The organism is Halobacillus litoralis (assembly GCF_020171725.1).
GTDB classification, from domain to species: domain Bacteria; phylum Bacillota; class Bacilli; order Bacillales; family Halobacillaceae; genus Halobacillus; species Halobacillus litoralis_F.
On record NZ_JAIVAJ010000005.1, the window covers coordinates 265597 to 276902 of the forward strand.

Annotated in this window: 12 protein-coding genes and 1 riboswitch; of the genes, 2 read left to right on the top strand and 10 right to left on the bottom strand. The window is 46.8% G+C overall.

The window, feature by feature from the left end:
- Positions 1-3: 3 nt before the first annotated feature.
- Together LCM20_RS11165 and LCM20_RS11170 are read right to left on the bottom strand one after the other, a co-directional pair.
- Positions 4-378: a VOC family protein gene (locus tag LCM20_RS11165; RefSeq protein WP_225195534.1), complete on the bottom strand. Its 375-nt coding sequence runs from the start codon at positions 376-378 to the stop codon at positions 4-6.
- Between the two features lie 64 nt (positions 379-442).
- Positions 443-1507: an NAD(P)/FAD-dependent oxidoreductase gene (locus tag LCM20_RS11170; RefSeq protein WP_225195535.1), complete on the bottom strand. Its 1065-nt coding sequence runs from the start codon at positions 1505-1507 to the stop codon at positions 443-445.
- A 70-nt stretch (positions 1508-1577) separates the two neighbouring features.
- Here LCM20_RS11170 and LCM20_RS11175 point away from each other — a divergent pair, with 70 nt between their 5' ends.
- Positions 1578-2135, top strand: a complete 558-nt coding sequence (locus LCM20_RS11175; RefSeq protein WP_225195536.1) for a hypothetical protein — start codon at positions 1578-1580, stop codon at positions 2133-2135.
- Positions 2136-2140: 5 nt separating this feature from the next.
- Here LCM20_RS11175 and LCM20_RS11180 read toward each other — a convergent pair whose 3' ends face one another.
- From LCM20_RS11180 to LCM20_RS11190, 3 genes are all read right to left on the bottom strand, one after another.
- On the bottom strand, positions 2141-2596 hold the full coding sequence (locus LCM20_RS11180; RefSeq protein ID WP_225195537.1) for a hypothetical protein: 456 nt from the start codon (positions 2594-2596) through the stop codon (positions 2141-2143).
- 51 nt (positions 2597-2647) lie between these two features.
- Positions 2648-3847: an NAD(P)/FAD-dependent oxidoreductase gene (locus LCM20_RS11185; RefSeq protein ID WP_225195538.1), complete on the bottom strand. Its 1200-nt coding sequence runs from the start codon at positions 3845-3847 to the stop codon at positions 2648-2650.
- A gap of 71 nt (positions 3848-3918) precedes the next feature.
- Positions 3919-4116 carry a DUF2188 domain-containing protein gene (locus tag LCM20_RS11190; RefSeq protein WP_225195539.1) on the bottom strand — a complete coding sequence of 66 codons (198 nt, stop codon included), beginning with the start codon at positions 4114-4116 and terminating at the stop codon, positions 3919-3921.
- Positions 4117-4252: 136 nt separating this feature from the next.
- Positions 4253-4361, top strand: a riboswitch (SAM riboswitch).
- 70 nt (positions 4362-4431) lie between these two features.
- On the opposite strand from LCM20_RS11190, the gene metX reads away from it, so the two are divergent.
- Positions 4432-5484: a homoserine O-acetyltransferase MetX gene (metX, locus tag LCM20_RS11195; protein ID WP_225195540.1), complete on the top strand. Its 1053-nt coding sequence runs from the start codon at positions 4432-4434 to the stop codon at positions 5482-5484.
- A gap of 70 nt (positions 5485-5554) precedes the next feature.
- Here metX and LCM20_RS11200 read toward each other — a convergent pair whose 3' ends face one another.
- The 5 genes from LCM20_RS11200 to rpiA all read right to left on the bottom strand — a co-directional run bounded on the left by LCM20_RS11200 (position 5555) and on the right by rpiA (position 11090).
- Complete coding sequence (locus LCM20_RS11200) at positions 5555-6799, bottom strand: polysaccharide deacetylase family protein (protein ID WP_225195541.1); 1245 nt, start codon at positions 6797-6799, stop codon at positions 5555-5557.
- A gap of 97 nt (positions 6800-6896) precedes the next feature.
- Positions 6897-7733 carry a tryptophan 2,3-dioxygenase gene (kynA, locus tag LCM20_RS11205; RefSeq protein WP_225195542.1) on the bottom strand — a complete coding sequence of 279 codons (837 nt, stop codon included), beginning with the start codon at positions 7731-7733 and terminating at the stop codon, positions 6897-6899.
- A 13-nt stretch (positions 7734-7746) separates the two neighbouring features.
- The gene (locus LCM20_RS11210; RefSeq protein ID WP_225195543.1) at positions 7747-8391 is read right to left on the bottom strand and encodes a DUF4166 domain-containing protein; all 645 of its coding nucleotides are present in this window, start codon (positions 8389-8391) and stop codon (positions 7747-7749) included.
- 385 nt (positions 8392-8776) lie between these two features.
- Complete coding sequence (locus tag LCM20_RS11215; protein ID WP_225195544.1) at positions 8777-10300, bottom strand: RQC-minor-2 family DNA-binding protein; 1524 nt, start codon at positions 10298-10300, stop codon at positions 8777-8779.
- Positions 10301-10382: 82 nt separating this feature from the next.
- The gene (gene rpiA / locus LCM20_RS11220) at positions 10383-11090 is read right to left on the bottom strand and encodes a ribose 5-phosphate isomerase A (RefSeq protein WP_225195545.1); all 708 of its coding nucleotides are present in this window, start codon (positions 11088-11090) and stop codon (positions 10383-10385) included.
- Between the last annotated feature and the right edge of the window lie 216 nt (positions 11091-11306).

Genomic DNA, 11306 nt, shown 5'->3' on the forward strand with positions numbered 1-11306 from the left:
TATCTATTTTTCCATAACTGCAAAGTAATTCTCTTCATGATCAGCGAAATTGAACACGCGTCCAGTCGGCATGTTCACGATTTCCCCGACCGTGATTCCCTTGCTTTGTAAGTCCTTATACAGCTCATCAAAACGATCCGAATAGAACATCAAAGAAGGTGTATCCAAGTTCAATCCCGGAGATAGTCTGGCAACAACCTCTTTGTCGTGAAGAACGATCGTGGTTTCAGCTTCGTCACGAGGAGTCACTTCAAACCATTTCATTTCCCCATTCTTCTCTTCAGAGGTAATGACGAACCCCAATTGCTCAGTCCAAAACTTCACACCTTCCTCCTGATGATCCAAATACAACATGACCTGTCCGACTTTAGTAAACAAAAGGTCCCCACTCCCTATACGTAATACTCTAGTATTCGCTCTATAGGGTGTGAATTCCTCTGCTTTACCAGCTCAAAAATGCAGCCGCATCCTTCCCGGAAAGGTAGGCACTCTCAAACCTTGTGCGGCCTGCGGAATCATTCTCACGAAGAAATGCATCCCCCGCGCAGACAAGCGTACCTTCTCCTGTCAGATCCAAATACGGGGAGCGGATGACTTTGTTCGCTTGAGCGTAACGCCATCGCTTCAGCTGTTCGGACTGGATATCGTCAAAGTCCAGATAAGAGGCTGCTTTCTCCTTCATCAGCCCCATAACATAGTCTTCCCCATAGTGGCGTCTGGACCAATCGCCCGTCATGTAGATGCTGACGATGACATCGTCAGAAATCTCTTTCTTCTGATGATCGACGATGCGCTCCATTCCATCAGGCAGGTCTTGATCGACTTGTCCACTTCCAGGGAGGCTCGTCGCATGCTGAAAATGAAAGATCCCTACGTAAGTCGGCTCGAATGCGATGCTCTTCAGCTGCTTCATCGTTTCGACCGGCACATTCAACTGACTGTCCTTCATTAACTGGACGACTTGCGGGACCGGCATGGTGAGCAGAACTTTCTCGGACTTCCACGTTTTCCCCTGGTCATCGATCAGTTTGTAAAATCCGTCCTGGCGCTTGATCTCGACGACTTTTGATTGCAGCAGCGTATCGAAGCCTTCACTCAACTGTTTTGCTAGTCGGTTCATGCCGTCGACAGCCGTGTACCTTGGGTAGTCTTCGCCATACCAATGTCTGATCCACCCTTTTTCCAACCAGTCTTCTACATCTTCATTCAATTCATCCGTTCTTACCGTAAAGAATTGAGCTCCGTGATCTGCTTTTCCATTCGCTACCCGTCTCGTTGCCAAACGCCCTCCAACACTCGTACTCTTATCTACTAATAAAATGCGGTCACGTCCCTGCTTCTTTAACCTGCGTGCTGCTGTGATGCCTGCAAGCCCCGCTCCCACAATCGTAATTTCATAGTTTTGCATCTGACTGACACCTCCACCTTTATTGTATGTGTTCTCTATCAAGTCATGTGGCCTATTTTGACCACTGTCCTCCCCTGCATTCTCTATTAAGCTATTCATTTTTGTGTTACGATATCCCCAATCCTATTTCCTATATCTTACATAATTATTCAGAAAAGGAGTAGTTTTAATGAAAAATAAGTGGTTTGTGATCCTAGTAACGTTGTGTTTATGTATCGTTACAGCGTCACCTGTTCAAGCAACGCTCTTTGAAAAAATGGACCCTGCCGAAGTTGAAAACAGAGCAGCCGTGATTGTGAAAGGTACGTTCGATTTCACAAGTGAGCACCGTTACACCGAGCAGACAGCTCCCTTTGCGGCTGTCCCTTTTCATATTAGCGACACGTATAAAGGAGAGCAGGAAGACCGAGTGACAGCAGGTGTTGATATGTTTGATTTACACCTTATTGAAAAGTTCCAAAAGGGTGGTGGTGAGTTTCTTCTTTTCCTCGAGCCCTCACCAAAAGGATTCATGACTTCTGTCGGTGGGCCGAACGGCGTAGTGTACATAAAAGATGGGAACGTTGTACAGGAAGAAGCAGAAAGGAAAGAGTACTATCAAAACGTGATGGACAGCCACAACTACTTGAATGGGACTGTCCTTTTGATCAGCAGCTTCGGTATCGTCTTGGCTTTTGGCTTAGTCCGCAGACAAAGAAAGAAATTGAATCCTTCACGAAAGTCGTAACGTGCTTAAACTTTTTCTACTTCTTCAATCTCGTCTAATATCGGGTAAACGGCTTCGACGCCTTCTTCTGCGACCAGACAGGCGACACCAAGCGGCGTTTCCCAGAAGGAATCCGGAATATATGGATTCTTCAATCCTGCAGGCTGGAACAGTGCCTTGTAAATCCTGGCCAGATGCTGTTCCGTTTCTGCCTGGTCGCCTTTACGCTCTCCACGGGCGAGAAAAAACACAAACCTCATCGATTGAAACAAGTTGTCCCCCGGCATGAATGTGTATTCCTTGAAGAATTGCAACTGCTTTTCTGCTTGTTCAGTCAACCCGGATGAAACGGCCAGATCTGAAAGGTGTTCATGTAGATGACGATACACCTGTTGAAAAATCCGCCGCTTCTCATCCTGCATAACGCGATCGGTATAAATGTCCTGCAGCTTGGCATAAGCCTGCTCTTTCGTCCAATTCATCGTTTATCACCTCAACGTTAGCTTCGATACCAGATGCCTAGTCTCCTGCTTTCACTCATATCCGAATGACTGCGCTTCCATCAGGACGGATCCATGCAGCAGTGGCATGTCCCCTGTTTCCGCCTTCAAATGGTCGGCAAGACGCGGCACGATCTTATTCCAAACCATAGGGTTCGCCGCCATTGACTGGAACAGCGCGACTTCATTCGTCGTCCACTTACGAAGCGATTTGATATAGTCGATCGTCAGCTGGAATCCCGGCATCAACTGCTCATCCCTTTTTTGCTGATAAGCTTGAAGTGCCGTCTCTTCGTCTTCACTGTTCAGAGCCTCAGCAAGAAGGAAGGACTGCATGAAGGCATCATTAATCCCAAGACCTGTGCTTGGGTCTTTACTATGCCCGGCATCCCCGATCAGCGCCCAACCTTTTCCGTATGCCTGCCTGAAATGGTTCGGCATCCCTTTGGTACCGATGATTTTGCCTTCCAGTTCAGCGCCTTCCATGCGTCGGTCCATGTCATAATGCTCACGGTACATCGCTTCGAAGCTTTCTTTCGATTGTTTCATCATGTCCTTGAATTCGTCGGGATGGATCTCTATCCCAAGGCAGTCCCGCCCTTCCTCCATCGGAAACAGAAAGCCAATCCGCCCCTCTTGTAAGAAAATTTCTGTGGTCGGCTTCGAAAGAGGTTCGATGCCTTTAAAATAGCCATACAGAACCGGGCGCAGCGGCTCATGCGTTTCGTATTCAGCCGCTTCCACAAATCGCGCCACCTGCGAGTGTTTTCCATCTGCCCCTACGACCCAGGTAGCCTCGATTTGTTCTGTCCTGCCTGCTTGATCGACCACTTCAATTCCTCTCACCTGCTCACCTTCCCAGACGAGGTTCGTGACGGTGGTCCTCTCCATAACTTCCACATCAGTAAATGACTCTGCCTTCTTTAGTAACACATAATCCAGGTGGTCACGCCTCGGAATAATCGTGTAGCTTGCTCTTGGTCCTTCTACAAAAGCTGAACCTATGTATGTACGCATTCGCTCGATTTTCCTGAGTCCGGTCTTCTCCACTTCCTCCAGCACGCCCAACTCCTTCAGATACTCGGTATGTGACATGTGGTGAGTGGACAACGTGTCACTCGGAAAGGAGGCTTTATCAACCAGTAGAACGCTCTTTCCCTGCTTTGCTAACAAGATGGCCAGGCTGGACCCTGCAACTCTGGCGCCTACGATGATCACGTCATGCTGTTTCATTCTATCCTCATCCTTTTTTCCTTCATATTACCAAAAAGAAAACAAGAGGGGCAATGAAGGGCCCCTCTTGCTTAAAAGGTACGTTCTGATTCGACCTCATGATTCTGGTCCATGATCAGTACGCGGCTTGGCTTATTGTTTTCAGCTAACTCCACAGCCTTCTCGACCGCTTGATCTCTTTCATCAAATTCATCAGTCGGAGCAACGTCCTCGATTTTGACAAACCAACCTGTTACATCTTTATTCGGTACTACGCTATATTCTTTCATGGTTTAACACTCCTTTTTGTTCGTTGGTAAACCATTCCCAATGATGTTTCCGTTCAAACCTTAAAGACTTGAGTTTGACATTTGAAGGGATGCCATTTATACTTTTATCAACTAAATAATCGGAATAGTAAAAAATCTCTTATCGAGAGTGGCAGAGGGACTAGGCCCTGTGACGCCCGGCAACCTTCAAGTTCGACTTGAAAAGGTGCTAATTCCTACAGGTTATTTGACCTGGAAGATAAGGGGAGGAATCTATACATATAACCTCTTCTTATTTTGGAAGAGGTTTTTTTATTTTTCCAGAGGAGGACATTCATGTCTTTAAAAAATCCGGTAACTTGTAATCGAACATCCGACAGCATCGAGATCGGTCCCTTTACATTCGATTCTGGGGAGAAGCTGGATCAGGTGGAGCTTGCCTATGAACGAGTCGGACCTGTAAAAGCGCCTGTCGTATTAGTCTGTCACGCGCTAACAGGGAACCAGCAGGCTGTCGGGCCTATGACATCTCCCGGCTGGTGGTCAGGGCTGATCGGCTCTGATGCCCCAATTGATACCGACCGATTTCAAGTCATCACCTTTAACGTTCTCGGAGGTTGCCACGGCTCTACGGGACCAGCAAGTATCAATCCGGAAACAAAAGAGCCTTATCGACTCGACTTCCCGAGCGTGACCATCCGGGACATGGTCAACGCTCAGCATCAAGCTCTTCAGAAACTGGGGATCCATCATGTTCATGCTGTTGCAGGCGGCTCTTTAGGCGGAATGCAAGTGTACGAGTGGGGATTACTCTACCCGGACTTCATGGAGAAGCTGTTCATCCTGGCCGCCACGCCGTATTTGTCGGATTACGGCATTGCGTTCAACCATATCGGGGCACGGGCGATTCAAGATGACCCCCACTATAACGCAGGAAACTACACGTCAAACGAAAGTCTTCGAGGCTTTGAAATTGCGAGGATGGCCGGGATGGTCACTTATCGGAGCAACAAATTATTTGAACAACGATTCGATCGTGGACAGCAAACCCCTACGCAATACGAAATCCAGTCATATTTGAATTATCAGGGCGAAAAAATAAAGCAACGTTTCGATGCCAACAGCTACTTATACTTACTGAGCGCAATGAACCACCACGATATCGGACGCGGCAGAGAGCACTGGCAGAAAGCTGCAGCGCACTATCACGTTCCCGTCTATACCATGAGCTTCGAGCATGATCTGCTTTACCCACAGGAAGTCATGGCCTCCTTCAGCCAGAAAGTCCCTCAAGGAGAACACTGCCACATCTCAACCGATTACGGCCACGACGGATTCCTCGTCGAATTCGAACGCTGGGGAGACTGGATCAAAGAAAGATTGGATTAAATCGTTCTTTCATTGAAAAAATAATCATTGTACTACAAAGAAGCCTGCGGATTATCCGCAGGCTTCTTTGTTATTTCGCTAATCGATGAGCAGGGACAAAATCGTACCCTTCAGCTGACAGCTTTTCAATGATAAGATCCACCGCTTCGACTGTATTCGAATCCAAATCCGACAGCATAATGATGGAGCCATCCTTCACTTTCGTTACAACTTCTAAAGCCATCTCTTCCGGCGATTTGTCCTTTGAATTCTCGATCGTCACATTAGGAGAAACAGAGTGAAGCTCCTGATTGAACGCCATCTGCTCACCGAACGGGAGGCGGATGATCGTTGGAGTGTAACCGACTGCTTCTCCGATCACCTGCTGTGTTCGTTCAATCTGTTCGTCGACTTCTTCAGAGGTCAACCTCGTCACCCTTGCATGATTCCACGTATGGTTTCCGATTTCATGACCGGCCTTTGAAACAGCCTGCGCCACTTCCGGATAGTACTGAACCCGTTTTCCAATCATGAAGAAGGTCGCTTCGACTTCGCGCTCTTCCAATACGTCCAGAACGTCTACCGTCACTTTAGGATGAGGACCGTCATCAAATGTCAACGCAACGCGCTTATCCGCTTGCTCAGATGCTTTCGCTCGATTGGATAAAGCAGCGCTTGGCCACTCTTTTGCTACATCCGACTCTGCTGTATCGTGGGAGGTCCCTTTGATCGTCTTCAGCAAATCTGCATATTTTGGTTTCAGAGCCGTCTGATCGACAAGCTCTTTTCCTGTCGATTGGTAGATGGCAAGACCATTCTTTGTCCACGCAAACGACTCGTCCGCAAGAGAAGTCGTTAAAGTAGAGTCTTCGCGTAAGAAGTCCTCTGCCTTCAACAGCGTTCCCTTGTCCTTATCGAAATTCATAACCGTTTGGCTCTCGATTGGATTCCCGGTTCCTAAGTCAATAACTTCTTCAAAAAGGACGACAAAAACAGCGCCGTCCTGATGCAGAACTTCAAAGTCGATGTGTAATTCGTGTGCTTTCTTAGGGTCTTGATTCTGCAGAGCCTCGTAACTTTTCCGCTTGAACTCTGCTTTTCTTTCATTTGTATAGTCAATGATCATTTGGTCGATTTTGTTGTTTTGCGTTTTCGGGTAGTGAATCGTCATGTGGTACTCGTCAAACTCTGTAATATCCGTGGCTAAGTCAACGTGATACTCGGGCTGCAGATCCTCTCCTTTTTCGTCGGATGAACTGTTGGCATTCGCAATGAATGAGCATCCTGTCACGAGAAGAAGGGACAGCGTGATGATATATAGAAAAGGTTGGTTCATTTTTTATACCTCATTTTTTAGTCACTAGTCGTCTACAGCCCATTGTAACACAAATGTAATATTGTTTTAATTGCTTTGTTATTTTTTATTCAAGAAATCATAAAGAAGTGCGGACATCCCACAGCTCTGGGAAGAAGCGGTGATCGAGCACCTTTTTCAAGTACCCTACACCTGAAGACCCACCCGTTCCTTTTTTATGACCAATGATGCGCTCTACAGTCTTCATATGTCGGAAACGCCACTGCTGGAGGCGGTCTTCGATATCGACCAGCTTCTCAGCCAGTTGATACAAGTCCCAGTACTGATCGACATTTTGATAGACCTTACTCCAAGCCGCTTCAACGGATGCATCCTCTTCATACGTCTTTGTATAATCGCGTGCTATCAGGTCAGGATTGATGTCAAAGCCAGCTTCCACGAGTTTTTCAATCGCAGCATCATAAATGCTCGGGGCTTCGTACGCCTCCTTCAATTCCTTATGTAGAGCTGGGTCTTTCTCATAAATTTTCAGGACGTGAGGGGACTTATATCCAAGGGCGAATTCGACCATTCGATATTGATACGACTGAAAACCGGACGCTTGTCCAAGAGAATCCCTAAACTCAATATATTCCGCTGGCGTTAACGTCGACAGCACATCCCAGGCCTGAATGATCTGCACTTGAATCGTAGAAACACGGGCAAGCATCTTAAATGCCTCTTGAACATCCCCTTCACGGATATTCGTAATAGCCGCTCGAAGTTCATGAAGAATCAGCTTCATCCAAAGTTCACTCACCTGATGAATGACAATGAAAAGCATCTCATCATGGTGTGTGGAAAGACGGGTCTGAGCGGATAGAAGATCACGCAGCTGTAAGTACTCGCCGTACGTCATCTTTTCTTTAAAATCTGTGTGGACCTTTTCATTTTCCTTCGAATCTCTCTGAGTCATGATGAAACGCTCCTTACGTTAAAATCCCTCGTTCGGGTATATTTTTATAGGTCATGGGTAGAAATTCTGTATAGAACAAGCCTTCATACATGAGCACGGTTCCGAATAATGGATGACCGACGTGAACATGGATTTGAAAGGCTTCTTCCTTTTCATTATAGTGCTCGTACACTGATGTCTGCGGACCCGGTAATTGTACTTTTCCATCAAAGGTCATGTCTTTTGACTGCATGAATAACCCGCCATCAGATGTTACATGAAGATCAAGTTCCACCTTAAGCTTTCCTGATTTACCAAGGTCATCGACAATCGTTCCACTTTCTTCATCGTAGTGCATCGATGCATCAAAGCCGCGAATCGAATAAGGGAAGAAGAAGCGCCGGATCCAACTGACTTTCTCACGCCCGTCATCATCTTCGTAGGCAAAGTTCTCAAGCGTGAACGGAACGTCCTTTCCTCTTTCTGCAAAAACGATATGATCCCAGACACCGAATTGGAGAAACGGACGCAGCAAAGGATTCATGCCTCTGATCTCTGTCATCCGCCCCTGCCCCAGTGCCATTAAGTTTTGTTTACTGGTTAAGCCAAACTTCTTTTGTAATTCCGGGTGCAATCTATGAAATTCGTCTCCGAGTGCTTGATGGTAAATCGATTTCATTCCGATTCCTCCTCAAATTTCATTATCAAAATTATAACACATGAGAGCGTTTCCACTCATGACGAAAGCGTGACTGTTTTTTTGCTTTCAAAAGGTTCTGGATGAAATAAAGTGAGTCGTGGGGTGGAAAATGGCGAGACTCCTGCGGGATGCACGGACCTCGCCGATATCCACTCAGGCGATAGCCTGAGTTCAAAAATGAACAAGGATGTTCGAACTAAAATCGCCACGTCCTGTGGCAACGTCGAACGACCCAACGTCCTGTTGGGCCGCGGAAAGCGAGCTATTTTCCACCCCACTGTCCTCCTTATTTGTAACAGAAGCGCTCTCCATACTTCTTCAACAACCTGAAAAAAGGCCGCTCTCTATGAGCGACCTTTCTTCTTTACATGACTTCTTCTGCATAATCACTGACTGAATATCCTTTTTGCTGCTTCATTAGCCAGCCCTGCTTCTCGAGCTGGTTGAATAATCGTTGGATGTGCTTCTCCGGCCAGTCTGACAAGAGGCCGAACCACCTTGTTTCGTGCAGCTTCAGCGTTCTCAGCTTATTCGTTGCTTTGCCTGCAAGCACTTGTGTCAGCGTGTGAGCTGGGTAGTCTGTTCCGTAATAGTGGATCAAGTCCAGGATCTGCTGCGTTTTCGCGTACGTCAAGGCGTGCCCTTTAACTGTCAAAATAACATCCTCGTCATCGTAGCGGACTTCCTCTAGCTTAAGATTGAGTTCATCTCGCACGTGGTGCGTTAAAGGATATACGTGCTGCGGAAGTATTTCAAGCCACCTCGGTAACTCCTTGAAAATGGTGACCTCTTCAAGCTCAACGTCTGATAGCCACAACAGATGGGAACTTTTACGCTCTGGAATCATAATGTTACTCAACTTGCTGTACATATATAAAATGGGATAATCGTTCAAATCCATCTTCTTCTGCTCGTATCTTGCTATGAGCTGAGCGGTTTCCAAGCTTTCATCGAGCGTGTCAGCAGCCTGAGAAAGCTTTTTCTTCAAATCACGCATTTGGTCAAGCTGCCCTAACAGGTGCGTATTCTGTTCGGCAATTTCGTTGAACTGCCGCTCAATCGTATGGAACCTTTTCTCCGCTCTAGCAACGTCAAAATGTTCAGCGAAACTTACACTCTCATCGTCAACGTGATAGTAGAGATGGAAGTCACACGTTTCACAACAGCAGCATATCGTACGGTGGTGTGCGTCAAAGTGCAGCTCCTTTATGTGCGAGCAGCTGCCCTCTCCCCCTTCCAACCAGTCTTCCGGCATCGCGCGGAAGGGCCGCATGACAATCTCTACACGGTGTCTCCAGTACGAAATGTCTTCCGGATATTTTAGAACGGAAAGCAGGGAAGACTGATTCATCGTTTCAACAGAATCCATCACATCACGCTTTTCGTGAATCAAATGAACCAATGGGTGACGGTGGAAAGATAATGCGATTTCCTCGAGCCAGTGGTCCCTTGAATATTCGCTTATTTCAGCCAGGAACATATACTCTTCAAGTACCTGCCCCACGTGTTCGGTCAGCTGCTCAGAAGACAGCTGGGTGAAATCTTTCGGATATAGGTACGTCTGCTTAAGAGGTAGTCCATGTTCTGCAGGAAGCGACCTCCAAAGAAACAGTTCTGGTCTAAGCAGATGTGGATAGACCGTTTCATCCTTTTGCAGCGATACAGGAAGGACAGCTTCTCCTGTAACTCCCAAATAACGCCTGATTTTAGAAACATCCCAGCCTTTATAATTAATGTAATCCATAATCGTATCATTTAGTCTTGACAGAAGCCCCCGCTCGAATTTATGACCAATCGACCTGATCTGTTTGTTTTTCTTTCCTATCGGCGCAAGGGCAAGAAGTGGATAGCGTTCATCCTGATAAGTAATCCTCTCTGGCAGTCCCATAATGATTCTCCTTTGAATGAAGGATTTACTACTATTATAGAAAAAGTATTAAAGTTGACCATTAAATATAAGTGAAATGGGCTTAAACCGTCATAATTTCCACTGAATACCCAATGAATAAGCCCGTCTCGATGACGCCCGGAATGGCACTGAGCTCCTTTTCCATATCATTGCTGATGGTATCAAAGCGGACATCCAAAATCAGATTGCCTGATTCCGTTATGACCGGTCCGTCTTTCGACTCGGCCATCCTCAAGCTCACTTCCTTTACAGGATAACGCTTAAGAGTGGTCTCCACCAAATGAACGGCTCTAGGATCAACCTCGACCGGAACAGCAAAGGCTTGTCCCAGCGTCTCAACGAATTTACTCTCGTCTACTAAGATATACGTCTTAGGTGCGCTTGCCATGACTAACTTTTCGGCAAATAACGCGCCGCCCCTTCCTTTGATCAGTCGATTCTGACCATCCACTTCATCGGCACCGTCGAAACCCCAGTCAGGACGGGCTCCGGCGAGCGTCGTTGTTTTCAATCCGAATGTCGCACAGTTCATTAAGGCTTCCTGTGATGTCGGTATCGCCATCACGTTCATGCCACCACGCTTGACCCGCTCGGCAATCGCCTTCAGAGCTAAGAAAGATGTCGACCCGGAACCCACTCCAATGATGTCTCCATCCTTTACGAAGTGACTGACTTGCTCCGCCACCTTCTGCTTGGACTCCTGGTTGGAAATCGGGCTTGACCAATTTTCATTTATCGCTAACGAATTGTTCCATTTCAAAAGCCTCACCTCTTTACTACTGGTATTCCCGAAAACGGGGAAAAACAAGCACTGCGCTGATAAATTAAGTGTACCAGATCTCACCGTTTTGCAGGCTGAATTCGGAAGGATGCCAGGCATCTTTTACATCATTTTTACATATTCTGAGGTAAAGGGAGGAACCAGTATGAATCGAATCTATTTCAAATTGGCTGCCTTTTACCTCATCCTCATTCTCGCCTTCTA

Coding starts and splice junctions, on each gene's coding strand:
- LCM20_RS11170 (WP_225195535.1), bottom strand. CDS start 1,507: ATGAATAGCTTAATAGAGAATGCAGGGGAGGACAGTGGTCAAAATAGG.
- LCM20_RS11175 (WP_225195536.1), top strand. CDS start 1,578: ATGAAAAATAAGTGGTTTGTGATCCTAGTAACGTTGTGTTTATGTATC.
- LCM20_RS11180 (WP_225195537.1), bottom strand. CDS start 2,596: ATGAATTGGACGAAAGAGCAGGCTTATGCCAAGCTGCAGGACATTTAT.
- LCM20_RS11185 (WP_225195538.1), bottom strand. CDS start 3,847: ATGAAACAGCATGACGTGATCATCGTAGGCGCCAGAGTTGCAGGGTCC.
- LCM20_RS11190 (WP_225195539.1), bottom strand. CDS start 4,116: ATGAAAGAATATAGCGTAGTACCGAATAAAGATGTAACAGGTTGGTTT.
- metX (WP_225195540.1), top strand. CDS start 4,432: ATGTCTTTAAAAAATCCGGTAACTTGTAATCGAACATCCGACAGCATC.
- LCM20_RS11200 (WP_225195541.1), bottom strand. CDS start 6,799: ATGAACCAACCTTTTCTATATATCATCACGCTGTCCCTTCTTCTCGTG.
- kynA (WP_225195542.1), bottom strand. CDS start 7,733: ATGACTCAGAGAGATTCGAAGGAAAATGAAAAGGTCCACACAGATTTT.
- LCM20_RS11210 (WP_225195543.1), bottom strand. CDS start 8,391: ATGAAATCGATTTACCATCAAGCACTCGGAGACGAATTTCATAGATTG.
- LCM20_RS11215 (WP_225195544.1), bottom strand. CDS start 10,300: ATGGGACTGCCAGAGAGGATTACTTATCAGGATGAACGCTATCCACTT.